20 protein-coding genes are annotated in these 23,886 nt (G+C 62.0%); 11 read left to right on the top strand and 9 right to left on the bottom strand.

Annotation, left to right across the window (positions count from 1 at the left end; translation table 11 throughout):
• Positions 1-562 precede the first annotated feature (562 nt).
• Complete coding sequence (locus BRAO375_RS06045) at positions 563-1,279, top strand: peptidoglycan-binding domain-containing protein (RefSeq protein WP_009026570.1); 717 nt, start codon at positions 563-565, stop codon at positions 1,277-1,279.
• Positions 1,280-1,489: 210 nt separating this feature from the next.
• Here BRAO375_RS06045 and BRAO375_RS06040 read toward each other — a convergent pair whose 3' ends face one another.
• Complete coding sequence (locus tag BRAO375_RS06040) at positions 1,490-2,704, bottom strand: cation:proton antiporter (protein WP_035639185.1); 1,215 nt, start codon at positions 2,702-2,704, stop codon at positions 1,490-1,492.
• An 830-nt stretch (positions 2,705-3,534) separates the two neighbouring features.
• Here BRAO375_RS06040 and BRAO375_RS06035 point away from each other — a divergent pair.
• Positions 3,535-4,338: a Crp/Fnr family transcriptional regulator gene (locus tag BRAO375_RS06035; RefSeq protein ID WP_139031311.1), complete on the top strand. Its 804-nt coding sequence runs from the start codon at positions 3,535-3,537 to the stop codon at positions 4,336-4,338.
• Between the two features lie 105 nt (positions 4,339-4,443).
• Here BRAO375_RS06035 and BRAO375_RS35615 read toward each other — a convergent pair whose 3' ends face one another.
• The 6 genes from BRAO375_RS35615 to BRAO375_RS06005 form a co-directional block, all read right to left on the bottom strand.
• Positions 4,444-5,724, bottom strand: a complete 1,281-nt coding sequence (locus tag BRAO375_RS35615) for a DUF4142 domain-containing protein (RefSeq protein ID WP_139031310.1) — start codon at positions 5,722-5,724, stop codon at positions 4,444-4,446.
• 217 nt (positions 5,725-5,941) lie between these two features.
• Positions 5,942-6,640: an ABC transporter ATP-binding protein gene (locus BRAO375_RS06025; RefSeq protein WP_009026565.1), complete on the bottom strand. Its 699-nt coding sequence runs from the start codon at positions 6,638-6,640 to the stop codon at positions 5,942-5,944.
• The gene (locus tag BRAO375_RS06020) at positions 6,637-8,466 is read right to left on the bottom strand and encodes a branched-chain amino acid ABC transporter ATP-binding protein/permease (RefSeq protein ID WP_009026564.1); all 1,830 of its coding nucleotides are present in this window, start codon (positions 8,464-8,466) and stop codon (positions 6,637-6,639) included. Before BRAO375_RS06020 ends, BRAO375_RS06025 begins: the two co-directional genes overlap by 4 nt.
• A 16-nt stretch (positions 8,467-8,482) precedes the next feature.
• Positions 8,483-9,358, bottom strand: a complete 876-nt coding sequence (locus BRAO375_RS06015) for a branched-chain amino acid ABC transporter permease (RefSeq protein WP_009026563.1) — start codon at positions 9,356-9,358, stop codon at positions 8,483-8,485.
• Positions 9,359-9,395: 37 nt separating this feature from the next.
• Positions 9,396-10,664, bottom strand: coding sequence for a substrate-binding protein (locus BRAO375_RS06010; RefSeq protein WP_009026562.1), 1,269 nt, complete (start codon positions 10,662-10,664; stop codon positions 9,396-9,398).
• 377 nt (positions 10,665-11,041) lie between these two features.
• On the bottom strand, positions 11,042-11,923 hold the full coding sequence (locus BRAO375_RS06005) for a YihY/virulence factor BrkB family protein (protein ID WP_052536049.1): 882 nt from the start codon (positions 11,921-11,923) through the stop codon (positions 11,042-11,044).
• Between the two features lie 322 nt (positions 11,924-12,245).
• Here BRAO375_RS06005 and BRAO375_RS06000 point away from each other — a divergent pair, with 322 nt between their 5' ends.
• The 3 genes from BRAO375_RS06000 (at position 12,246) to BRAO375_RS05990 (ending at position 15,014) form a co-directional block, all read left to right on the top strand.
• Positions 12,246-13,187: an NADP-dependent oxidoreductase gene (locus tag BRAO375_RS06000; RefSeq protein WP_009026560.1), complete on the top strand. Its 942-nt coding sequence runs from the start codon at positions 12,246-12,248 to the stop codon at positions 13,185-13,187.
• Between the two features lie 42 nt (positions 13,188-13,229).
• Entirely contained in the window at positions 13,230-14,714 is a 1,485-nt protein-coding gene (locus BRAO375_RS05995; protein WP_009026559.1) for an aldehyde dehydrogenase family protein, read from the top strand.
• A 120-nt stretch (positions 14,715-14,834) separates the two neighbouring features.
• Positions 14,835-15,014: a CsbD family protein gene (locus BRAO375_RS05990; RefSeq protein ID WP_009026558.1), complete on the top strand. Its 180-nt coding sequence runs from the start codon at positions 14,835-14,837 to the stop codon at positions 15,012-15,014.
• A gap of 167 nt (positions 15,015-15,181) precedes the next feature.
• On the opposite strand, the gene BRAO375_RS05985 is transcribed toward BRAO375_RS05990, so the two are convergent.
• Together BRAO375_RS05985 and BRAO375_RS05980 are read right to left on the bottom strand one after the other, a co-directional pair.
• Positions 15,182-15,625, bottom strand: coding sequence for an MgtC/SapB family protein (locus BRAO375_RS05985; RefSeq protein ID WP_009026557.1), 444 nt, complete (start codon positions 15,623-15,625; stop codon positions 15,182-15,184).
• Positions 15,626-15,708: 83 nt separating this feature from the next.
• Positions 15,709-16,923, bottom strand: coding sequence for a zinc-dependent alcohol dehydrogenase (locus BRAO375_RS05980; protein WP_009026556.1), 1,215 nt, complete (start codon positions 16,921-16,923; stop codon positions 15,709-15,711).
• A 577-nt stretch (positions 16,924-17,500) separates the two neighbouring features.
• On the opposite strand from BRAO375_RS05980, the gene BRAO375_RS05975 reads away from it, so the two are divergent.
• From BRAO375_RS05975 to BRAO375_RS05950, 6 genes are all read left to right on the top strand, one after another.
• Positions 17,501-18,574, top strand: coding sequence for an FUSC family protein (locus BRAO375_RS05975; RefSeq protein ID WP_009026555.1), 1,074 nt, complete (start codon positions 17,501-17,503; stop codon positions 18,572-18,574).
• Positions 18,575-18,867: 293 nt separating this feature from the next.
• A complete protein-coding gene (locus tag BRAO375_RS05970) occupies positions 18,868-20,760 on the top strand; it encodes a PQQ-dependent dehydrogenase, methanol/ethanol family (protein ID WP_009026554.1) in 1,893 nt (630 codons plus the stop codon).
• The gene (locus BRAO375_RS05965; protein ID WP_009026553.1) at positions 20,744-21,580 is read left to right on the top strand and encodes a substrate-binding domain-containing protein; all 837 of its coding nucleotides are present in this window, start codon (positions 20,744-20,746) and stop codon (positions 21,578-21,580) included. Before BRAO375_RS05970 ends, BRAO375_RS05965 begins: the two co-directional genes overlap by 17 nt.
• A gap of 1 nt (position 21,581) precedes the next feature.
• On the top strand, positions 21,582-22,202 hold the full coding sequence (locus BRAO375_RS05960) for a c-type cytochrome (protein WP_009026552.1): 621 nt from the start codon (positions 21,582-21,584) through the stop codon (positions 22,200-22,202).
• A complete protein-coding gene (coxB, locus tag BRAO375_RS05955) occupies positions 22,202-23,272 on the top strand; it encodes a cytochrome c oxidase subunit II (protein ID WP_009026551.1) in 1,071 nt (356 codons plus the stop codon). The genes BRAO375_RS05960 and coxB overlap by 1 nt, the downstream gene beginning before the upstream one ends.
• Before the next feature lie 11 nt (positions 23,273-23,283).
• Positions 23,284-23,886, top strand: a 603-nt coding sequence (locus BRAO375_RS05950; protein ID WP_035639157.1) for a cbb3-type cytochrome c oxidase subunit I, incomplete at its 3' end; no start/stop codon positions are given.

The following is a 23,886-nucleotide window of genomic DNA, read 5'->3' as shown; positions in this document are numbered from 1 at the left end:
ACGATGACGAATTCGCAGCGTTCTTGGTCGGTGAAGCCGGGGCGGACGGCGAGGACTGCGGGACCGGCGAGGATGAAGCCTGCGAAGTCGACGGCGGGGCCTGTGTGCCTGGCACCGTGCTCGCGCTCCGGCTGGGCATGCTCACACTCCACCACCACCAACCTCCCGCCACGATCACGACGGCAATCACCAGAATGACTGGCCACACGTTCGAGCTTGCTTGACGTTCGGGTACTTGGTTTGCCATCTCTTGCTCCTCGTTGCTGACGGCTCGCTTCTTCCCTCCCAACTCGGGCTCTGCCGAGCCGTTCCTGATGCGCCCGAGCGCTTACCACGCAAACAGCCGGCACTCGGCAGTTTCTGTTTTTTTCAAATACATTTAATGCGCGCACTATTACTTACATCCGCCAGGCTTGTCGTGCTCGTGAGTACGGAATCGCTCAGACCTCAAGCGATCCGCGCTGCCAAGGACTGGAACGATGCATTTTCTTTTCTTGTTAGCTTGGCATCGTCGTCGCCGTCCTGCGTCGGCGCAAACCAGCAACAGAAATGGAGTCTAGACATGAAGAGGACGCAGTGCGCTGCCGCAGTGTTCGCCGCAACCTTGCTCGTTGCCCCAGCCGCAATGGCCCAAACCGCCGGCGGCGCGAACAACAACGCCGCCAACGCCAACAACGGTGCGAATGGCGGCGGCATGGCGAGCCAGCGCGTCAGCAATGAGAACGCCTCCGGCACCGGAGCCATCCTCACAATCTCGCCCTCGGCCGTGCGCGAAGTGCAACAGGCCATGAACCGCCTCGGCTACGCCGCTGGACAGGTCAACGGTACCTGGAATCAGGCCACTGCGGATGCGCTGCTGAACTTCCAGCAGGCTCATGGTCTGGAGCCGACCGGCAATCTCAATCTATCGTCGATCGCAGCTCTCGGGCTCTGGAACAATATCATCGGCAACCCGCTCGGCAATGGTAACCAGGCTCTGGCAACCACCAACGGCGCGCCGCCGCCTCGAGGTGGCAAGAACGCCGCCAACGTCGGCGGTAGCCCGCTTCCGTCGCAGCGGATTACCAACGAAGCACCGGGCGGAGGGCAGACCGTCGGCAGCGCAGGCGGCCAACGCGGCAATTCGTCGGGGACAGTCGGCATGAGCACCGGCAACACGGCGAACAACAATGCCGGCAATTCGTCAGGCACGGGTCAGATGAACGCCGACGGCGGTGGGAATGCCGGATCCACAGGAGGCGGTACCTCGGACGGAGCCAATGGCGGCACGAACAAGTAACCTTCCCGTTCACGAGCGAGAGCCGCGTACCAGCGCGGCTCTCGCCGACGCGCCGGCGGGCCTCGGCGCAAACAACGGGAGCCGCACAGATACGGGGCATGCCTTGAGCGGGCTCATCAGGCCATGATAGACCCACGGCGGTCGCGAACGATCTAAGCGCACCCCCTGGGCAGCAGGTACACAGCCTCTCTCCGATGGCCGGGGCGCTGGTTATCTCTGCCGGTAAGCCCGCAATCTGTCACCAACCAACCGGGCCGTGGTGCCATAGAGCATGACCGAGCTGAGCACGACGAGTCCGACCAGCGCGTAAAGGTGCCGAGCATCAGCTTGTGCGAGCTGCGGCCCGACATGGGCGACGTAGTAGATCGATGCGATCCCGCGGATGCCGAAATAGCCCAGCGCGATGCGCGTTGCGCGGTCCTGGCCTGTCCCCAACATGCCGAGCGCGACACCGAATGGTCGTACGATCAGCAGTACGAGCGCCGCGAAAGCCAACTCTCGCCAACCTACTTCGTCCAGCAGTCCGTTGGCCAGCGCAACCCCGAGCCCGGCCAGAACGAGCACCATTCCGAGACTCTCGAACTGATCGGCGGCGTGGTTCAATCTGCGACTGTAGGCGACCACGTCGACAAGGTTGCGAATCGTGACGGCTTCGCAGAACACCGCGACAAAGCCATTGCCGTCGACGAGCAGAGCCAACGCATACGCCACGAAGGCGAGTCCGACGGCGACCAACCCGCTGTTCGACGCCGATAGCCGGTGGTCGTTCGGAAGCCACGCATTGACCTTAACCAATACCCAACCGAGCCCGATTCCGATCGCAGCACCGGCCGTGACGTTCCAGAGCATGTCGCGCAGCAGCCATTGCCAAAGATCTCCGGAAGCGCCGATATGACCTTGCGTGATCAGAAGGCCCAACATGACGAAAGGATAGGCGGCACCATCATTGAGCCCGGCTTCGGATGTCAAGGCAAAGCGGGTTTCGTCCTCCTCCCCGGTGCCGGGCGGTCCAGCAGCATATTCCGAGGCGAGTACCGGATCGGTCGGGGCGAGTGCGGCTCCGAGCAGGAGCGAAAGGCCTGCCGGCAATCCCAACAGGAAATACGATAGCGTCGCTATTGCGCCGATCGACAGCGGCATGACAAGCCCAAGCAGCCGCCAGGTACTGCCCCATGTCACCGGTGCAAACCGGCGATCGAGCTTGAGGCCGCCGCCCAGAACCGCAACCAGCAAGGCGCACAGGACCAAGGTCTCCAGCTCTGCCACCCGCAGAATGTGCGCGGGAACGCCCAGCAGCCCACACACGATCCCGCCGGACACTGCGACCATGGCGAGCGAGACCGGAACGGATGTCAGAAACAGCGGCATCCATGCCGACACGATCACGAGGCCACCGATGCCGAGAAATGCGAGGGCCGTGTCCATGAAGACCTCCGGGCGCGAGGCGGTGCGGATCACGCCCTGCGTGCGATTCGGGCCAGACCGGTCGTGCGACATGCGGCAGAATCAACTGCTGCTCTGAACGCTGCCGCTCTGTTTGTTGCCGGCCTCGCCCTACGAATGCGCGTCGACGCCGACAGCGCTTTCGGCTTCTGCCCCGGCGTGTTGACTTCACTGAACATGGTCAGCGAATGTGGTCCGATGACAGTCGTCACCTGATCGCTCTTGCTGTCCTTGGCGTCACCAGCGAACGAAACCGGAACTAAACTGATAGCATTGACCCGATAGCATTGACCCCTGCTTCTGCGCCTTTTTGCTGATACACTGAGGCAGCGCCCGCGATGACTGATTAGTCGCCAATTCGTTCTGAGTTGCGGACTGAGAGCTGCTGGCGCTCTCTCGCGCGAACTCCGGATTCCGTCGCGCAGCGAGGATCACCAGCGATAACGCGATAAGCGGACCACACATTCTACGCCTACCGAGTTGGGACGTACCGCGGAGCTTGAACCGACACCACGGACAAAGGTTCGATGCGGGTCCAACCCAGCGGTACGTTGTCGTACCCGATCATCCTATTCCACACGAAAGCGCCTGGATTCAAACGGGTGATCGCATCCGTTGCAAACACTCCGTCGACACCCCTTCAGCAGTGCGACCGAGCCGCGACTTCGGCAAAAGAGCCACACTAGGAACAATGACCATGACAGCCGGTTGGCAGGCAGCGATGCAGCGGGTCTGATCGGGCCAAATCTCCATGTTCGATCGTTCGTCCGGAATTCGACGACAATCGATTTGTGTACCAGGAGGTTCGTGAAATGGTCCGCAACGCCCTTCTCAGACGAATTCCTTCGACTGAGCTGCAACAAGTTTTGTCCGCATCTGACACGGTCCCGCTTGTGCCTCGCCAGGTACTTCATCACTACAAACTACCGATGGAGCATGTTTACTTTGTCGAGAACGGTCTCGTCTCGGTCGCGGCAAAGATCGGACCTGAGAAATTCACGGAGGTGTGGCTGATCGGGACCGACGGCATGGTCGGAGCTCCCCTGGCCTTGGCTCATAACAGCGAGCCGCTCTATCGGCGGACCGTGCAGGTCGGCGGCGACGCCTTGCGGATTGCGAGCGGTCCGTTCCGACAAATGCTGACTCACCTGCCCAATCTGCAGCGTTTGTTGAGCGCATATCTGTCAGCGGTACTCGTTCAGACATCCCAGGCTGGCGCATGCAATGCTGCGCACCCGCTGAAACAGCGGCTGGCGCGCTGGTTGCTGCTGGCCCGCCGCGGGCTTGAAAGCGACGCGATTCCACTGACACACAGCATCCTGGCGCAACTGCTGTGCGTGAGACGTGCAAGCATCACCGAATGCCTCGATCACCTCGAACGCCTTGCGCTGATCAGAACCGATCGGGGCCTGATCGTGGTCCAGAACCCCGGCGGTCTGATGAGCATTTGCTGCGATTGCTTCAGGATCATCGAACGCGAATACGAGCGTCAACTCGCTTTGAGTTCAACGCCCGACGCCGGACACGACAGCGTCATGGTCGGTCGTATCGAGGTCACCGGCGCAATCGGCAGCGACAGCCTCAAGTCTCGGGACACGCCAAATGGTGCGTCTTGAGCCCACTCCATCATCTAAGCGTTTCCGATCGTCGAAAGAGCAGATCCGGCCGGCCCGGCCGGATCTGCCGCTCAGGCAGCCCATGCGCGACCTGATATGGTCGGATTAGCCGGGCAAGGCCGCCTTCAAGTCATGCGCGCCCGCATTGCTGACGGCACCATCCAGAATTTTGGTCATGTCGACATTCCTACCGTAGTACGTCCGGTTATTATCGTCGTCCCAGTTGATGTCCGTCACACTGATCGTCGCGCCGACATAAGCGCCTGATGTGTTGCTCCACATGACGATATCGCCCTTTCCCCAGGACGCCTGGCTGTTGGCGGAGTAGTTCACGATGGAGAGCCCCGCGCCGGCGTTGAGCGAGAACTTGTTGCCGCTCTTGAATGCATCGACCGCACCCTGGCTCATCAACAGGAAAGCCACTTGCCCGCCTGATGCGCCTACCTGGGGACCGACGCTGATCGCGCCGAAATCATAGAACGCCGGATCGCTCCACCTGCCGTTCTCGCGGACCGTCACCAGCCCCGCTCCGCCCCTGACGCCGACGAGTGCCGCGCCACGCCCGAAATCCGGGACCAAATAGAGGCCCTTGGCATTCTTCATGGCCTGCGCCAGCTCCGGGTCCTTCTGCATGGTCTTGATCATCTGAGCGGCCTCGTTGACCAGACTCTGCGCGTCGCTCTGCTTGGCAGCATTCGCCTTGCCGGTGGTCATGCCGTTACCGCTGGCGCTATTCTGGCCGGCATTGCTGGCGGCGTTCCCCATCGCCCTCATCCCCGCACCCGTCCGGCCGTTGTTGCCATTCGTCGTAGCGGCCCCGACTTGTTCATTCGCGACAGGCAGGTTTTCCGCGCTTTGCAGGTGCTTTTGCAAGACCGGCAGCGACGCCTGCGCCCAGGATCTCAGATCGGGCGTGCCGGCGTTCCCATTGGCGAATTCCTGGAACAGCTTAATCGCCTTCTGATGTCCATCGATCTGACTCTGGCGATAGCTCTGCTCGAATTTCGCTCCACTCAACTGTTGCAGCTGAGCGACCTTCTGTCGGTGCTCCTGATCGAGCTGAGCAGGAACGTTCAAACCAGGCATGGTCGACGCGATACGCTTCAGGTTCTGCCCCATGTTGGTATGATCGGTCACGATCATCGCGGCAAAGTCCTTATAGGCCGGAAGGTTCGTAGTCTTCTGCGCCGATTGGGCCGCTTCGATCTCCGTCATGTTGATCATCGCGGCCTGATCGACGAAACGCTGCGCGGCCTGCAACTGCGAGCTGTCCTGGTTGCGCACCACTGCACCGCCCTGGCCCCCGGACGGCTGTGCCGCAGTCTGTGCGACAGCCGGGAACGTGACGACCATTAATCCTGATAGTGCAAGAGCAACTGTTCTCATTGCGAACTCCTCCTTGATGGCGACGCACGATTTCACGCGCCTCAAGGTCACGAACGTCCGAGCGCAGCTTTTGTTTGCTTCTGCGTGGTACGCTGCCGTGCCTTCTCAAGGTCAGTCGGTGTGGCCAGCCCTCTCATCTCATGCAGACCGTGCCCGCGCTGAGTTCGTCGTCCATCAAATCGACAGCGGCTCTCGCGGACATCTCGCGTGGACGTCGCTAAAGCCCCAAATGGCGCTGAAGCAGTTCGGGCTTGGCCTTCATCTCCGCCGTTGGTCCTTCATGAACGATATGACCATTGTTGATGATATAGGCCCGGTCGGCCAGAGCGAGCGTGGCCGCCAGATTCTGCTCGACGAGCAGAATCGTCTGTCCTGCCCTCGCGAGCTCTCGACATACGCTCATCAGATCGCGCACGATCACCGGGGCCAATCCTTCAAAGGGCTCGTCGAGCAGGAGGAGCTTGGGCTTACGAACCATGGCCCGGGCGATCGCCAGCATCTGCTGCTCGCCCCCGGAGAGATCGGCCCCGCGGCTGCGGCGGCGCTCACCGAGCCGGGGAAAGGTCGCGAAGATGCTGTCCATCGGCGCACTGTGCGACGCGGTAAGCCGAGCGAGCTTCAGGTTCTCCTCCACGTCGAGGCTGCCGAAGATACGTCGTTCCTCGGGGACCAGCTGCATGCCGGCACGGGCGATGACATGGGCCGGCCGACCGCTCACCTCCTCGCCATTGAACCTGATCGAGCCGGAGCGCGGGCGCACAAGCCCCATCAGTGACTTCATCGTCGTGCTCTTGCCTGCGCCGTTGCGCCCGAGAAGCGCGACAACTTCATGAGGTTCGACCCGCAAATCGACGTCAAAAAGAATATGCGAGTCGCTATAGAAGCTGTTGAGCGACTTGACTTCGAGCAGACTCATGCCGCCTCCACGCCTCCGAGATAGGCTTCCTGAACCGCGATATTGCTCTTGATCTCTTCGGGATTACCTTCCGTCAGGATCCGCCCTTCATGGAGGACCGTGATACGTTCTGCCAGCTCGAACAAGGCATCGATATCATGGTCTATGACGATCAACGTCCGACCACGGCTCACCGCTTTCAGAAGCTGAACCATATCGGCCCGCTCCACCGAACTGAGACCGGCGAGCGGTTCGTCGAGCAACAACAGGCTGGGCGATCCAGCGAGTGCCAGCCCGATCTCGAGCCGCCGCTTCTCACCATAGGCCAACTCAGACACGAGCAGGTCCGCCCGTTTCTCGAGATGGATCAGGAACAGCATCTGGTTCACCCGTTCGAAGAGGCCTGGGATGCCGCGCAGATTCCTGAACAGGTCGAGGCGAAACGATCCGCGCCGCTCGGCAAGCACCGCAATGACAAGGTTCTGGCGCACCGTCAGCCGGGTGAAGAGCTGGTTGACCTGGTAGCTCTTGGAGAGCCCCAATTGGCACACCTCGGTGACAGAACGGCCAGTGATCTCGCGACCATTGAACATGATGCGGCCACGGCTCGGCGTCAGCTCGCAAGTCAGCATCTTGAAGAAGGTGCTCTTGCCGGCTCCATTCGGGCCGATGATCCCGCGTCGCTCACCGCGGCGCACCTGGAAATCGATGTCATGGTTGGCCACGAGGCCGCCGAAGTGTTTCGTCAGGCCCTTTGCCTCGAGGATGACGCCACCGTGGTTCGCGCTCCCTTCACGTGGATGGATGGGCACCAACGCCACACGGGTTGCCGCCGCAGTCCGCGGCTCATCGTTGCGCACGTCCTCGCCGCCTCGTTTGCGTGCAGCGAACCTCAGCACATCGTTCAGGCCGCCGACGATGCCACGACGCAAAAAGCAGACGAGAAGCACGAAGACGAGGCCGAGGACAAGCTTCCAGCTCGCTCCCAGATGCAACGTGGTTTGGAAGAGATCGCTGAGATAGAGCCAGACCGCCGCCCCGACCAGCGGACCAAACAGCGTCCCGGCGCCGCCGATAGCGGTCTGCATCACGAGCTGTCCGGAGGTGGCAAAGTTGAATGCATCCGGTGGCATGAAGGCCTGCAGTACCCCGAGCAGTCCTCCGGCGAAGCCGGCATAGGCGGCGGCGATAACGAAGGCCGTCAGCTTGTAGCCATGGACGTCGTGCCCCAGCGCTGCAGCCCGATAAGGGTTGTCTCGGATCGCGCTCAGAATGACGCCAACCGGCGACCGTACAATTCTGAGCGCGATGACGATGCCGATAAAATACCAGAACGCCAGATAGATATAGAGCGACCAGTCGGTGTCGAGCGCCACTGTCGCAAATCCGAGCTCCAGCGTCGGTGTCGGCACCCCAGGCAGGCCATTTTCGCCACCCGTGTAGGCCGCCAGGGGATTGAACTCGACGAAGTAGAACACCTCCGCAATTGCGACCGTGATCATGGCGAAATAGATACCGGTGCGCCGGAGCGCGATCAGCCCGACGAGATATCCCGCCAGCGCGGCAGCGGACATTCCGATGAACAGGGCGGCGGTGACGCTCGGAAGTCCCGAGATCGTGAGGAGATAGGCGGCCACGAAGCCGCCGGTGCCATAGAACGCCGATTGCCCAAACGACAGAAGACCCGTCACTCCGAACAAGATATCGAAGCCAATGCCGAACAGGCCCCACACGAGGATCCGGTTGATCGTCGTCGGCGAGAAGCCCAGATGAGGCAGCACGAAGGGCGTTACCAGAAGCCCAACGGCCGTTGCGACCTCGACCGTGAAAGAGAATCTCCTGGGCATCACGCCTGCTCTCCCGTCATTCACGTCCAGCCGCACCGAGCAGCCCGCGCGGGCGAAGCACAAGCACGAGCGTCATGGCCACGAAAAGCATGACGTATGCATAGGCCGGATTGAACATCGAGGTGAGACTGATGATTTCGCCAGCCACGAGACCACCGAGAACCGCCCCCCCAAACGATCCAACCCCGCCGATGACCACGACGACGAATGTCTGGACGAGAATGCCCTCCCCCACGTCAGGCGCGATCGAGACCACCGGTGCGTTCACGATCCCGGCGAAGCCGGCGGCCATCGCCCCGATCCCGAACACGATCACGAAAACAGTCTGAATGTTGATGCCGAGCGCCTCGACCATTCGCGCATCCTCAATGCCCGCGCGAACCATCAGACCGAGGCGGGTCTTGTAGAGCACGGCATATAGCGCGAGCAGCGCTGCAACGACGATGCCGAGCAGCGCCAGACGATAGGTCGGGTAGAACATGAAGCCAAGCGACGTGATGCCAGCCAATGCTTCCGGAGCCAGCACTGTCTTGGATAAACTCCCAAAGGCGAAGCGAACCGCCTCGACGAAAACGATTCCGAGTCCGAACGTCACGAGCAGCTGATCCTCGTCCGGGCGGTCGTAAAAATGACGGATCACGACACGCTCCATCACAACGCCAACGATCATGACGAACAACGATCCGCAGATCACGGCAACGACGAATGATCCCGTATGGGCATACGCGAACCACCCGGCGTAGCCGCCGAGCATGAACATTGCGCCGTGCGCAAGGTTCAGGACCCCGAGCGTGCCGTAGATGATCGTCAGGCCGGAGGAGATCAGCGCCAGCAGCGCCCCCAGGACGAGGCCATTGAACAGCTGAGATATGAAGTTTGCCCAGTTGAGCACTGTTGATCTCTCTTTCGACGGTCGCGGCTTCCCGGAGTCACGTATAATCGCCGAGATGGCAACCGAATGCGTCAGGCTTCTGCATGAGGGACTCGCCTGGAACGACCTCGACCACGTCCCAATAATCCTGGTCTCCCTGCATCTGGCTCGGCTGCTTGCCCCGGACGATGACGACCGGACGGACGAGCTGGTGATCCGCGGCCCGGAAGTGCACGTCGCCAACCGTCGACGGAAAGGTCTCGCCCTTTTCATATGTCCGTATGATGTCCGGCGGATAGAAGCTCCCGGCTTCCGAGACCATCCGCGCCCACACCGCGAATTGCATATAGGCGTTATTTGCTCCCCATTCGGGCTTGTAGCCGTACTTCTTGTCGAATGCCTCGACGAACATCTTCGCCAGCGGGAACTTGTCCTGGAGCGTCCACCAGAAGTCCGTTGCGGCAAATACGCCCTCGGTGAGTTCGGGCCCGACCTCCTTGGCGAGGAAGGGAATTTGGTAGGGAATCACCAGCTTCATGCGCGGGATGAGACCGAACTGCTTGGCTTGCTGGATCGACAGCACCGCATCGCGCCCCCAATTGACGTTGACGATGACATCGGCGCCCGAATTCGCGATGTTGGTGAGGTATTGGCTGAAATCCTGCGTCCCGAGCGGCGAAACCTGGTTCGTCACCATGGTCCACCCGCCATTGCCCGTCAGATAGTCATTGACGGACTTGGTCACCGTGTGACCGTAGGTATAGTCGGGGGTCATGAACGCCGCCTTTTTGCCCTTTCCGAACGTCTTGACCAGAACGGGCCCGATCGCATTTGCAGCCGTCTCGCCGTAGAAACATTGCCGGAAGGAATACCGCGAGCAGTCTTTCCCGGTTGTATCGTTCGATCCCGAGATGGCGACGAGGTAGATCACCTTCTCGCGCTCCGCGAACTTGTTCAGAGCCACAGCCACTGCGGACGACGTAGCTCCGGTCATCGCGACGATCTTGTTCTCATTGATGAAGCGTTGCTGCGCCTGCACTGCCTCATTCGGCTTTGCGGCGGAGTCGGCCACCACGAGGGCAACCTGCTTGCCAAGCAGCCCATTCTGCACTTTCGGCGCAATCTTGCTGATCAGGGGATGACCACTATTGATATGCTCGACGGCAAGCTGCATCCCCTTTAGTTCATCTTCTCCCTGCACGGCGTAAGGGCCTGTGCGCGGAACACTCGCGCCGATCGTCACCGTCGGCCCTTCGGCTCCTGCGGGCCAGGTTCCGATCGGCGGGTGATCCGCTGCGAACACACGTGGCATCGCGGGCAAGACCATTCCACCGACCACCGCTGCCCCGACTTGAAGCACGCCGCGACGCGACAAGGATATTGCGCGTTGTTTGTTCGCAGAATAAGGGACGTCGACTTGTCTCGAGTTGGGCATTGTGTCCTCCAACATAAATGCTTTCTCTTGCGAGCGCCCATTTACAACGGATGCTTACTGCATCCGCGATTGACGCTGCGCAATGACCGTCTTCTGTCGGTCTAATTAGATTGTACGCTCCTGCCTCAGTCTGGCGTGGTCAATCAAACTTTCGTCCAAATCAGGGGCGCAATCGATCGATTTTGGAGCGGCAGCGTACACTGCAAGGTGTCGACTCTAACCTGGATTAAAAACCGGGCGTCACGGTCGATCTTCCGGCGAAGTCGTCTTCAATTATGCGAACGCATTTTTGCGATCTCAGCGTTCAGCTCGGCGCCGACAAGGATCGAATAGGCAGCAATCCATAGCCAAGTCAGCATCACCGCCACAGCGCCAAGCGACCCGTATGTCTTGTCATAGCTCGCAAAGGAGCTGACGTAGACAGAAAATCCGTAGGATCCCGCTATGAGACCAGCGATTGCCACAGTCGCGCCAGCCGACGTCAGCTCCCATTTCGCCTCGGATCTGTTTGGCGCCCAGCGATAGAGGAAGGCGACGGCAGCCGCGACAAACGCCAGAAGGATTGGCCAGCGAAGCCACATGGCCCTGCTTTTCCAGACCGCGTCGATCGGAAGATATCCAACCAGAACAGGGATGAGCCCAACCAGGATCAGAACTGTTCCGACGAAAACAATCAGGAGAAGCGTCAACAGCAGCGCTACTGCATTATAGCGCAGGAAGGACCGCTGTTCAGGGACAGCAAATGCGATATCGAGCGCCGTCATCAGCGTGGCCGTCGCGTAACGCGCGCTCCAGACAGAGATCAGGACACTCACGGTCAGACCCAGCCCGAAATGGCCGCGCGGCTTGTTGACGAGGTTTGTCAACCAGGTCGACAGAGGCGAGAGGACGTCTTCAGGGAGGACGGCGCGGAGCGAATCGAGTTGACGGCTGATGTCTGAGGGGCTGGCGACGAGGCCGTACAGGGAGACAACCGCCGCCAACGCTGGGAAGATGGACAAGAACGAGTAGAAGGCCACCGCTGCGGCCAGGGTGGAGGAGTTATGGTCGCCGAGCCTTTGGAAGAAGCGCGACGTCAATTCCCAAAGTCGGCGAGGCCAGCCAGAGACGTGCCGGCCCGCGCTCTCGAGTCCTGATCCGGTTTTCGTCATCAAGCGCAATCTCGAATGGTGGCTTTACGCAAGCTCGTCCGGCTGATCTGGGTGACGGCTTTCGGTCGACAAACGGTCTCAAGCCTTCCCGCGGGGTTGGCTGTTCGCCTGGAGGAGTACTTTCGTCCAGTCCCTGTCTGCTCACCCAAATCGATCAAACCACCCCTCTGTTCCCCCGGCTCTGAAGCAATGTCCGCTGCCGGTCCTGAAACAGCATCAGCTCTGCGGCGTCTCGACGCTTTGCTGCATTAGGAACGGCCGTCTCCCCGGTTCATTGGGCTCGACAGAGGCTCTTTAGCCTGCGAACCAAGGAGATCTGACCATGCACGCGATCCGCATTCACGCGTTTGGCGGCCCCTCCGAATTGGCGTGGGACGACATTCCACCCCCTGAGCCTGGCGAAGGCGACATGGTCGTCCGGGTACGGGCAGCCAGCGTCAACCCGGTCGACTACAAGACCCGCTCCGGCGGCTACCCGGCGGTCAAACGGGAGCAGTTGCCGAAGGTCCTCGGCCGCGACGTAGCCGGGGTTGTCGAGCGCGTCGGCGAAGCTGTCACCCGATTTCACACCGGCGATGCCGTGTATGCCATGCTCGACCGCGAGGTCGGCGGCTACGCCGAATTTGTGCGCATCCATGAGGCCGACGCCGCCAAGATCCCCGATGGAATCGACTTCGTCGAGGCCGCGGCCGTCCCTCTCGCCGCCTTGACGGCGTGGCAGGGCTTGTTCGATCACGGCCATCTCAAGGCTGGGCAGAAAGTGTTGATCCACGGCGGATCGGGTGGAGTCGGGCATTTCGCCATCCAATTCGCCAAGAATGCCGGCGCGTGGGTTGCGACTACCGTCTCGGACGCAGATGCCGAGCTTGTCCGCAAGCTCGGGGCGGACAAGGTGATCGACTATCGGAACGAAAACTTCGAGGACGCGGTTCGGGACATCGACTTGGTGTTCGATCTGATCGGCGGCGACATTCAGGACCGCTCCTGGACCGTGCTGAAGCGCGGTGGCGCCCTGATCTCCACGTTGCAGAAGCCCGATCAGGACGAAGCCGAGCGCCGCGACGTGCGCGCGACCAACTACATGGCCGAGCCGAGCGGAGCGCAACTTGCGGAGATCGCACGCTTGCTCGAGACCGGCAAGGTGACCGTCGTGATCGACTCTGTATTTCCCTTGCAGGACGTCGGCAAGGCCCACGAGCATATGGAAAACGAGCACGTGCACGGCAAGGTGGTGCTGCAGGTTGCGACCGAGACAGCTCATTGACCTCACTGACACGCCCGACTGATCGGTGCCGGAGGACTCCCCTTGCCAGCCAATCATGATGGACTCGACCGCATGCTGATCGGCGGCGTGTGGCGCGCCGGAAGCGGTACGGATCGAATTACAGACAAGGACCCGTTCACGGGCGACACACTGCTGCAGATCGCCGAAGCCGATGAATCCGACGTGCAGGACGCCTACTCCGCCGCGGTCTCGGCTCAACGCGATTGGGCGGCCGCATTGCCCGCCGAACGCGCTGCGGTCATGCAGCGCGCGGCGGACGTCATGGTCAAACGCCGCGAAGAGATCGTTGGCTGGCTGATCCATGAGGCCGGCTCGACCCGGCTGAAGGCGAATCTGGAATGGCAGGCGGCGCAGGCCATGACGCTGGCTGCTGCATCGATGCCCTACATGGTGGAGGGAGCGATCCTGCCCGCCGACATACCCGGCAAGGAATGCCGCGTCTACCGCAAGCCAGCCGGGACCGTCGGCGTGATCAGCCCGTGGAATTGGCCGCTGCAGCTCTCCAATCGCAGCGTGGCTCCGGCCTTGGCGGTCGGCAACGCGGTGGTTCTCAAGCCGGCCAGCGACACGCCGGTCAGCGGCGGCACCTTGCTCGCCAAGATCTACGAGGAGGCCGGCCTGCCGGCAGGTCTGCTGAGCGTGGTCGCCGGCTCGGGCCGGCGGATCGGGGCTGCCCTGGTGAAGCACCCTGCCGCCCGCGTGATCTCGTTCACCGGCTCCACCACCGTCGGCCGCGGCATCGCGCGGCTGGCGATGGCGGAAGCCGACGTCATCAAGCGCGTCGAACTGGAGCTTGGCGGCAACGGCCCGTTCGTCGTGCTCGAGGACGCCGATCTCGATCTTGCGGTGAGGGCCGCCGTGTTCGGCAAGTTTCTGCACCAGGGGCAGATCTGCATGATCACCAACCGCTTCATCGTCGTCAACGCCGTCTACGATGAGTTCGCGGAGCGATTTGCTACGGCTGTCCGCAATCTCAAGGTCGGAGATCCGCAGCAGCCCGACACGATGATTGGTCCGATCATCAATCCTCGTCAGTTCGAGGCTATCAACAAGCTGATCTCCTCGGCCCGCTCCAGCGGAGCCCGTGAACTCGTCGGAGGTGACCCGAACGGTCTCGTGATCCAGCCGCACGTCTTTGCCGACGTCACCAACGACATGGACATCGCGACGAACGAGATCTTCGGACCCGTCGCCCCGCTCATCCGCGCGCGCGACGAAGAGGATGCGCTGCGGACCGCCAATGCCACCACGCAGGGCCTGAGCGCATGTGTGTTCACCCGCGATGTTGCACGGGGTGTGCGCTTTGGCCAGCGGATGGAAGCGGGCATGGCTCACATCAATGACCAGCCTGTCCTCGATCTGCCTAACAATCCGTTCGGCGGCGTCAAGAATTCGGGCATCGGCCGTTTTGGGGGCAAATGGGCTGTCGCGGCCTTCACGACAGATCAGTGGGTCACCGTGCAGCACCTTCCCCGCACCTATCCGTCAGATCCGGCCCAGTCCTAGGTCGCCGCGGGGCTTCGCTGGCGACTGGCCATCGCGTGGTAGCTCGTGACGCCCGACTTGATAGGAACGGTATAGCACCGCGCTTTGTTGCCATTCAGTACGAACCATAGGAGACGCAGAATGGACGAGCAACACATCAAAGGCGCAGCCGACAAAGCCAAGGGTAGCATCAAGGATGCCGCGGGTAAGGTGACCGGCGACAAGGAGTTACAGTCGGAAGGCAAGATCGACAAGGCCAAAGGCGAAGCTCGCCAGGCCGCCGGCGACGTGAAGGACGCCGCAAGCCGCGCGACCGACTAAGACGGCCTCGGAGGGACATCCTCCCGGAACGGCGCAGAAAGATCCAACCGGCTCGAAAAGCCTCATCCTCTCGAGCCGGTGACCGGATCCGCTTCCGACGTAGGAATGTGCAGGCCGTTACGGCGCGACAATGCAGCGCTCATAGGGCGCGGGTCTCTCTGGTCCAGTTAATCTTTCAGACCGGTCACGCGCTCAACCCATCCCATCCCGAACAACACCAGCAGCGTCATCGCGATGGCCGCTGCCACAAGCAGCCACGCGCCGAGTGCACAGGCGATCCCAAGGCCTGCGGAAATCCACACCGTGGCGGCCGTGGTGAGCCCCCGAACCTTCTGCTCGCGCCGATCTCTCAGGATGACCCCGGCGCCAATGAATCCGACGCCGCTGATGACGCCGGTCAGAACGCCCTGGATGACCCGCGAGATCGCGTCAGGATGAACACGCAGGTCCTTGAACTCGATGGCCGCGATGGACACCAAGGCAGATCCAAGCGAGACGAGCGCAAGGGTTCGCATTCCCACAGCCTTGCCTCGCACGTCGCGATCGATACCGATCAGAAGGCCGGTCGCTGCCGCAACGAGGAGGCGCAAGATATCGTCGAATTGATCCATCTGGCATCCGATCAGCCTGCGATCTCTCGACGTGCCGGTGGACGGCCGTCTTCGCAGTCCCGCAACGAGCTCGCGTGTCTCCGCTAATCCGCTCCCGGCTTCAACTCAACCTTTAACCAGCCCGGTCGTCGTGCGTCGAAGGCTTCGTAAGCTGCGATCACAGACCCCATAGGCTCGGTCTTTGTCAGGACCTTGAGTGGGTCGATGACCCCAGACGCGATCAGATCGAGAAGGTGCGGAATATATTTGCGGTGATTGCAATTCCCCATTTTGATCGTGAGGTTCTTGTTCATGGCCTCCCCAATCGGAAACTCGCGCTGGGTGGGCGGATAGACGCCGATGATCGACAACGTACCGGCCTTGGCGAGCGCCTGCACAGCCCAGTCCAACGCCTGCCCAGGCGCGTCACCAGGCGTGTAAGCGTGCGGGCCAGCATCGGTAACCTCGGGCTCGACGGCATGCGCGGCGGAATCGAGCGCAGTGCGGAGATTATCGGAGGCCGCGGCGTGGTGATGCGCGTGCTCGGCATCAACACCGACCGCATCGATCGCGCGATCGACTCCGATGCCGCCCGTCATCTCGACGATGGTCTGGACCGGACCCTCATTGTCGAAATTCACGACCTCGGCCCCCTGTTGCTGCGCCATCTTGAGCCGATCGGGGTGGTGGTCGACGGCGATGATGCGACCTGCTCCCATCAGCCTTGCGCTCGCGATCACGAACTGGCCGACCGGGCCGCAACCGAACACGGCCACGGTGGACCCCTCATGGATATCGGCGAGATCGGCACCGAAATAGCCGGTCGGAAAGATGTCCGAGACGAGGATCGCCTGGTCATCCGTGACGCTGTCAGGGATCTTGACCATGCCGATATGGGCATACGGAATCCGAGCCTTTTCGGCCTGCAATCCGTTCCACGGGCCGGTCGGACCCGGGCCACCGAAGAACGCCGTCCCAGAACGTTTGCCGTGCGGATTGGCGTTGTCGCATTGGGCGAAATAGCCAGCCCGGCAATAGGAGCAGTAACCGCAGGCGATGGTCGAGCCGATCACGACGCGATCACCCGGTCGGAAGTTGCGGACCAACGGTCCCACCTGCTCCACGATTCCAACGCCCTCGTGGCCCAGGATCGTGCCCGGCTCCATGCCGGCGAACGAGCCTCGGACGAAGTGGAGATCGGTGCCGCAGATGGCCGAGGCCGTCAATCGCACGATCGCGTCGGTCGGCTGGTCGATCGTGGGATCGGTCACCTCTTCGAGCCGGATATCGCCCTTGTCGTGATAGACAACCGCCTTCATGCCACTCTCTCCGCAGCTCGAGATATGTACCGTGCAACGGAGCTTCGAGATGCCCGTTCCTAACGTCCGGCGCTACAAACCATTGCTCGTTGCGGCGGGTGTCGTAGGTCGCGCGACCGCAGTGAGAGCATTTGGGGATCTTCTGTCCCTTGGTCACGTGGGCGGTCTAGTGACATCGCTCGCAGCGGAAGTCGCCGGTCTCTTCTGCCGTCTCGCCAGCGTGTGCAGCCATTTGCCACCTCCTCGATGTCAGTCGATTCGATTTCGACGACCAACGATGCAGAATGCGCAGGGTTGCTATCTGACCGAGAGCCACCCCTCGCCCAGGAACGAGGCCGATACGCAGACGTTCGCCAGCATTGCTGACGTAGATCGGGTTGGAGGCTGACGTCTGGCTTCTACAGGCTTGGCGCACAGGTCAACGATGTGAAGGCGGTATGCGCTGGCGGGCAGCTTCGCCTATTTCGAGACGCCTCCTTAAAGCTTGCGCAGGACCGGAGCGAGCCAACGACGGGCCAGCATCGCCGTGGATCAGAGCGGAGGCACCGATGGCCGAACGCAGAGGTGATACTCCTGAATGAAACCAGCTGCGAGGCAGTCGCCACTCAAGGCGGCATTCGAATTCAAGTGGTCCGCGCTTCAGCTCGCCGCCGCCAACGTTTCGACGATCGCAGTCGCCGCCTCTCTGCTCGCCTCGCTCGTACCAGCATCTTTGCAGGCCGGCATGGCGGCGACAATGGGCGCATTCCCCACCGGATTTGGAGCCCACCAGCGCCTGTCCCGGTTGCGCTCCGCACCGATGATCCTGGCCGGGCTCGGGATGGGCGTGTGTGGATCACTCGGCGCATTGCTCTCCGACAATCTGCTCGGGAGCGCACTCGTAGGCGGCGGGATCGCAGCCATTTGCGGATTCGCCACTCAGTACGGCCAAGCGCCATGGTGGCTGACCCTGCAATGGTCGATCGCATTCTTGCTGGCCGCCAGCGCTCCATCGGACTGGTCCGACGCGCTGATGCGAGGCCTGTTTGTCCTCATCGGCGCAGGTCTGCAAACCCTGATCATTGTGATCGCGTGGCATTGGCACCCCTTCGGTGCTGCACGAAGCGAAGCTCCGGCAGATCCGGCGCCGACACGATCACAATCGGCCCAGCTCATTCACATTTTGCGACGTGCTGTAACGGGACGCGCTGAACTCCGCTATGCGGCCGTCGCCGGCGGCATGGTCAGCATGGCGATCCTGATCGAGCGTTTGCTGCATCTGGGCAATGGATATTGGGTCCCGATGACCGCCCTCATCATCCTTCAACCCAAGCGCCGCGATACTCTGAACAGGACAGCTCAACGCGTCGCCGGGACGCTGGCAGGCGCAATTTCCGCAACGCTCTTTGCAGTCATCGTCCGTCCTGACAGCATCGTCCTCGCTTCCGGTGTCGTTGTTCTCGCGTGGGCCACCTATGCTGTTCAACGAGTCAACTATGCCGCCTTTTCGTTTACCATCACGGCGACGGTTGTCTTCCTGATCGCGTTGACCGGATTGCCTGAATCGGAAGCCGCTTGGCGTCGTACGATTGCGACCGCAATAGGTGCCGCGTTGGCCGTTGCCGCTGGGCTGCTGGCCAGCCCATCCTCCGAGCCACGGCAGCCACCTTAGCTCTCACGCAGTTTACAATGAGGCGCCTGAAATATCAGGTACCATGATCAATGCTCCTTCATTGAGGCGCGCTCAACCTCCAGACGCTAATAAGTATGGTTCGCTGGCGTACCGTCTTGTTATTGGTTCGCGCGTCTGCGAGGTCCGACCCTGATCACCTCTCGAAGTTTATGAGACTTCTCCTCCATGGGCCGCAGTGTTGGAGGCGATTTTTAGGAACAGTCCTGGGCCGCATCGTTTGTACGTCGCGGCAGCACCCATATCGCTGTCCGCCAGGCGGAGACCAGCAACCTATGTTAGCTCCAGCTCTTCGTGCTGCACGGCTTGCGGCAATCTGCGGTCTGGCTGCCTGGCTCCCGGCCGCCATCGGGCAGCAGAGCGACCTCGAACGCCGCATGCAGGATCCGGCGCAGTGGCCGATGCCGGCGCGGGACTACGCCAACACCCGCTATAGTGCCCTCGACCAGATCAACACTGGCAATGCCGGACAGTTGCAGCTCGCCTGGACATTTTCCGTCGGCGTCGATCGCGGCCAGGAGGCGGCGCCCATCATCATCGACGGAACGATGTATGTGGTCGGCCCCTACGATGGTCCCTATCCGAACCGCGTTTTCGCTCTCGATGCCACAACGGGCGAGCTGAAGTGGTCGTATGCACCCAAGCCCGAGCCGGCGGCGAAAGGTGTCGCCTGTTGCGACGTCGTGAACCGCGGGCTCGCGTTCGATAACGGCAAGGTCTTCCTCAACACGCTCGACGACAACACCGTCGCCATCGACGCCAAGACCGGCAAGGAGATCTGGCACACCAAGCTCGGCGAGATCAACAAGGGCGAGACCGTCACGATGGCCCCCATCGTCGCCAAGGGTAAGGTCATCGTCGGCAACAGCGGTGGCGAGCTTGGCGTGCGCGGCTGGGTCACCGCACTCGACGAGAACACCGGCGCCATCGCATGGCGCGCCTACGCGACCGGGCCGGACAAGGACGTCCTGATCGGCGACGATTTCAAGCCATTCTATGATTCCCTCAAGGGCAAGGACCTCGGCGTCACCAGCTGGCCGGCGGACCGCTGGCGCGTCGGCGGCGGCACGATGTGGGGCTGGGTGTCGTTCGATCCGGCACTCAACATGATCTTCTTCGGCACTGCGAATCCGAGTCCCTGGAACGCCAATCAACGCAAGGGCGACAATCTCTGGAGCTCGACGATCTTCGGGCGCGACATCGATACGGGTCATGCCAAATGGGCCTACCAGGTCAATCCTCACGATCTGTTCGATCATGACGAGATCAACGAGAATGTCCTTGTCGATCTCGACATCGGCGGCAAGACGCGCAAGGCGCTGATCCATCCCGGACGCAACGGCTACATGTATGTCATCGACCGCACCACGGGCGAGGTCATCTCTGCCGACGCCTACGAGTTGATTAACGCCTACAAGGGAGTCGATCTCAAGACCGGACGCATCATCCCGAACGAAGAGAAGACCCCGGTGCTCGGCAAAACTGTCGAGAACATCTGCCCCACCGCGCCAGGCGCCAAGGACTGGCAGCCGACGGCATGGTCACCGCGCACGAAGCTGCTCTACGTACCGCATCAGCATCTGTGCATGAACTTCCGGGCGAGCGAGGTTGGCTATATCGCCGGCACGCCGTTCGTCGGTGCCGACGTCGACATGTTCGCCGGCCCCGGCGGCTATCGCGGCGAGTTCATGGCTTGGGATCCGGTCGCCCGCAAAAAGGTCTGGGAGATCCACGAGAAGCTGCCGGTGTGGTCCGGCACACTGGTGACCGCGGGTGATGTCGCCTTCTACGGCACCATGGACCGGATGTTCAAGGCGGTGAACGCCAGGACCGGTGAGGTGCTTTGGCAGTTCCGCGCCGGCTCCGGCTTCATCGGCCAGCCCGTTACCTATCGCGGCAGCGATGGCCAGCAATATGTGGCGATCCTCTCCGGCGTCGGGGGCTGGCCCGGCGTGGTCGCGAATGCCGAGGTGGATCCACGCGTGCGCAACAGTGCGCTCGGCTTCACCGGCGCGACGCAAGATTTGCCATTCTATACGGCTGGAGGCAGCGAGCTCCTGGTGTTCAAGGTCGGCAACGCCGCGCAGCACGCAACTCAGCAACCCTCGCCCCAGACCACGCAACCGGCCGCCCGGGACCAGGAGAAGACCGATGCGCCGACTCACTGACACGGCGCTGCTCGCGGCGCTCTGGATCGCCGCTCCCGCCTTGGCGGAGGAGCCGGTGTATGCACCAGCGCTGCGCGTCTGCGCCGACCCGAACAATCTGCCGTTCTCGAACCAGGCTGGCGAGGGCTTTGAGAACAGGCTCGCCGAGATGGTGGCGAAGACGCTTGGCTGGAGCGTGACCTACACATGGTGGCCGCAGCGGCGTGGCTTCGTGCGTCGAACGCTCAAAGCAGGATTATGCGACGTCGTGATGGGCGTACCCGAGCATTATGATCTGGTCGAGACGACGAAGCCTTACTATCGCTCCACCTACGTCTTCGTTTCGCGCGCGGACCGTCATCTCGATCTCGCATCGCTTGAAGACTCGCGGCTGCATGCACTGAGCATCGGCGTGCACCTGATCGGCGACGACGGCAACAACCCGCCCCCCGTACATGCGCTGGGACAGGAAGGCATCGTTGACAATCTCAGGGGCTATCCAATTTACGGTGACTATCGCGAGCCTAATCCGCCGGCCCGATTGATCGATGCTGTGACCGATGGAGACGTCGATATTGCCGCGGCCTGGGGCCCGCTCGCGGGCTATTTCGCAAAACGATCGCAGGTGCCGCTGTTGGTGACCCCGATCGATGATGATGGCCGGTTCGCGCCGCTGCGCTTTCAGTTCGCAATCACGATGGGCGTGCGCAAGGGCGACGACGCGCTACGCGACCGCCTCAACGCCTTCATTGAAGCCCACAAGGCCGCGATTTCGGCGCTGCTGACGGGCTACGGCGTGCCGCTGGTCGAGCCGGTACAGACGGCATCGGGAGGACATTGAGATGCGCTCTGTTGCTGTCCTGTCTGTTGCCAGCGTGCTGCTGATAGCCGGTGTCATCGCGCTCGAACCCAATGCCGTGCCTCGAGCGGAGGCCACACCGTCCGATACCCCCTCGCCCAACGCCGGAGCCGAGATCGCCGGCGGTCGGGCGAGCACGCTGTTGCAGGTTCCTGTCAGCCATCTGACGCCGGGCGGCCTGTCCACGGCCCCTGCTCTGAAAAATCCTGCCGCTGGCGACCCGCAATCGGCCGAACGCGGCATGAACACTTTCATCAGCATGAACTGCGTCGGCTGCCATGCACCAAATGGCGGCGGCGGGATGGGGCCAGCGCTGAGCAACAGTGTCTTCATCTACGGATCGACGCCGGCCAACATCTACCTGTCGATCTATCAAGGACGCCCCAATGGCATGCCGGCCTGGGGCGCGGTGCTGCCGGATTCCGTGATCTGGGATCTCGTCAGCTATATCGGCAAGATCAGCAACGAGCCGACGACCGAGTGGGGTCGGACTTTCTCTGCCGCGCCGCTATCGCCGGCGATCGAGCAGATCCCGGCCGAAAAGGGCCCGAGGGTCGATCCGTGGACCGCAACGGAGACCTTCAGTCAAGGCCAGAAACCCTGATGACCAGACGCGACCATAGCCGACCGGAGGTCGGCGGACGTGGCGTCCGAGGTCTGAGCCTGTGCGCCGCCACGACCTGCGCGCTGCTTGCGTCCAGCGCCGCGCGAGCCGCGGAGACACCGCTGGACTACTGGTGGACCCACGGATCGCGCGCGCAGTCGATCGCGCATCTGTTGTGGTTCTCGACCGCCGTATCGATCCTGGTGATCGCGATTGTCAGCGGATTACTCCTCGCCGGCATCTTCCGCCGCCGCGGCCTGCCGCCGCCGCAAATGCCGGGACAAGCGGCAATCAATCGTCCCAGTGGCGGCGCATCGTGGATCTATATCGGCGCGGGTGTTTCGACGGCAGTGCTCGTGTTCACGACGGTCTGGACATTCGGAACACTGGCGCGCACTGGTCCACAACCCGGGCCCGCGGCAGTCCGGCTCCAGATAACCGCACATCAATGGTGGTGGGAGGTGCGCTACCTCTCCGACAAGCCGTCGGAGGAATTCACCACCGCGAACGAGATTCATATTCCGGTCGGGCAAGTAGTGGAGGTCAAGCTGCGCGGCCCCGACGTGATCCATTCATTCTGGGTCCCGAAGCTCGCCGGCAAGACGGACGTTATCCCCGGGCAGGAGAACCAGACCTGGCTGCAGGCCGACCACGAAGGCGTCTACCGCGGCCAATGCGGCGAATATTGCGGCCAGCAGCACGCCCATATGGCGTTCGAGGTGATCGCGTCGCCGCCCGATGCCTATGCGCAATGGCGGCAGCAACAGCTGCAGCCAGCCAAGGCGACCGACGCACCGGAGCCGCAATCCGGCCAAGGCCTGTTCAGGACCCGCTGCGGCATCTGTCACACCGTCCGCGGCACCGAGGCCGGCGGCATCCTCGGCCCTGACCTCACCCACGTCATGAGCCGGCGCGCCATCGCAGCCGACACCGTGCCCAACAACACCGGCAATCTCGCGGCCTGGATTGCCGATCCGCAGCACATCAAGCCGGGCAACCGGATGCCGCGCCTCGGCCTATCGGGCGAGCAGCTCACGCTGATCCGGCAATATGTCGAGACGCTGAAATAAGGGAGCCGCCGATGACCGCCGCGGAATATGATCGCGTCCCCCGACTTGCGGTGCGCGACTATGCCTCGCCGCTCGCCGAGAAGCTGCACAGCCTGTGGGAGACCAAACCGGGCGTGATCGGCTGGCTGTCTTCCGTCGATCACAAGGAGATCGGGCTGCGCTACGTCGTGACCGCCTTCATCTTCCTGATCGTCGGCGGCATCGAGGCGCTGATCTTTCGCATCCAGCTTGCCCAGCCCAACCTGACCGTGCTGACGCCCGAACAGTACAATGAGCTGTTCACGATGCACGGCGCGACCATGATCCTGTGGTACGCCTTCCCGATCCTGACCGGCTTCAGCGTCTACCTGCAACCGCTGGTGATCGGCACCCGCGACATGGCAATGCCGCGACTCAACGCATTCACCTACTGGCTCTTCGTGCTGTCCGGGATTTACCTTTACGTCGGCTTTGCTCTCGGCGCAGCGCCAAACGACGGCTGGTTCGATTACGTGCCCTACGCGTCGAAGACGTTCAACCCGGGACTGAACATCGACTTCTATGCCCTGGCCAACATCATGCTCGGGATCTCCACAACACTGGGCTCTTTGAACTTCGTCGTCACCATCCTGCAT

Origin of the sequence: Bradyrhizobium sp. ORS 375 (genome assembly GCF_000239775.1) — a bacterium.
Classification (GTDB): domain Bacteria; phylum Pseudomonadota; class Alphaproteobacteria; order Rhizobiales; family Xanthobacteraceae; genus Bradyrhizobium.
This window is presented reverse-complemented; position numbering and strand designations above follow the sequence as displayed.

What these genes read in the sequence shown, in the direction of transcription:
- BRAO375_RS06045 (WP_009026570.1), top strand. Translation starts at nt 563, where the DNA reads ATGAAGAGGACGCAGTGCGCTGCCGCAGTGTTCGCCGCAACCTTGCTC.
- BRAO375_RS06040 (WP_035639185.1), bottom strand. Translation starts at nt 2,704, where the DNA reads ATGGACACGGCCCTCGCATTTCTCGGCATCGGTGGCCTCGTGATCGTG.
- BRAO375_RS06035 (WP_139031311.1), top strand. Translation starts at nt 3,535, where the DNA reads ATGGTCCGCAACGCCCTTCTCAGACGAATTCCTTCGACTGAGCTGCAA.
- BRAO375_RS35615 (WP_139031310.1), bottom strand. Translation starts at nt 5,724, where the DNA reads ATGAGAACAGTTGCTCTTGCACTATCAGGATTAATGGTCGTCACGTTC.
- BRAO375_RS06025 (WP_009026565.1), bottom strand. Translation starts at nt 6,640, where the DNA reads ATGAGTCTGCTCGAAGTCAAGTCGCTCAACAGCTTCTATAGCGACTCG.
- BRAO375_RS06020 (WP_009026564.1), bottom strand. Translation starts at nt 8,466, where the DNA reads ATGCCCAGGAGATTCTCTTTCACGGTCGAGGTCGCAACGGCCGTTGGG.
- BRAO375_RS06010 (WP_009026562.1), bottom strand. Translation starts at nt 10,664, where the DNA reads ATGGTCTTGCCCGCGATGCCACGTGTGTTCGCAGCGGATCACCCGCCG.
- BRAO375_RS06005 (WP_052536049.1), bottom strand. Translation starts at nt 11,923, where the DNA reads ATGACGAAAACCGGATCAGGACTCGAGAGCGCGGGCCGGCACGTCTCT.
- BRAO375_RS06000 (WP_009026560.1), top strand. Translation starts at nt 12,246, where the DNA reads ATGCACGCGATCCGCATTCACGCGTTTGGCGGCCCCTCCGAATTGGCG.
- BRAO375_RS05990 (WP_009026558.1), top strand. Translation starts at nt 14,835, where the DNA reads ATGGACGAGCAACACATCAAAGGCGCAGCCGACAAAGCCAAGGGTAGC.
- BRAO375_RS05985 (WP_009026557.1), bottom strand. Translation starts at nt 15,625, where the DNA reads ATGGATCAATTCGACGATATCTTGCGCCTCCTCGTTGCGGCAGCGACC.
- BRAO375_RS05980 (WP_009026556.1), bottom strand. Translation starts at nt 16,923, where the DNA reads ATGAAGGCGGTTGTCTATCACGACAAGGGCGATATCCGGCTCGAAGAG.
- BRAO375_RS05975 (WP_009026555.1), top strand. Translation starts at nt 17,501, where the DNA reads ATGAAACCAGCTGCGAGGCAGTCGCCACTCAAGGCGGCATTCGAATTC.
- BRAO375_RS05970 (WP_009026554.1), top strand. Translation starts at nt 18,868, where the DNA reads ATGTTAGCTCCAGCTCTTCGTGCTGCACGGCTTGCGGCAATCTGCGGT.
- BRAO375_RS05965 (WP_009026553.1), top strand. Translation starts at nt 20,744, where the DNA reads ATGCGCCGACTCACTGACACGGCGCTGCTCGCGGCGCTCTGGATCGCC.
- BRAO375_RS05960 (WP_009026552.1), top strand. Translation starts at nt 21,582, where the DNA reads ATGCGCTCTGTTGCTGTCCTGTCTGTTGCCAGCGTGCTGCTGATAGCC.
- coxB (WP_009026551.1), top strand. Translation starts at nt 22,202, where the DNA reads ATGACCAGACGCGACCATAGCCGACCGGAGGTCGGCGGACGTGGCGTC.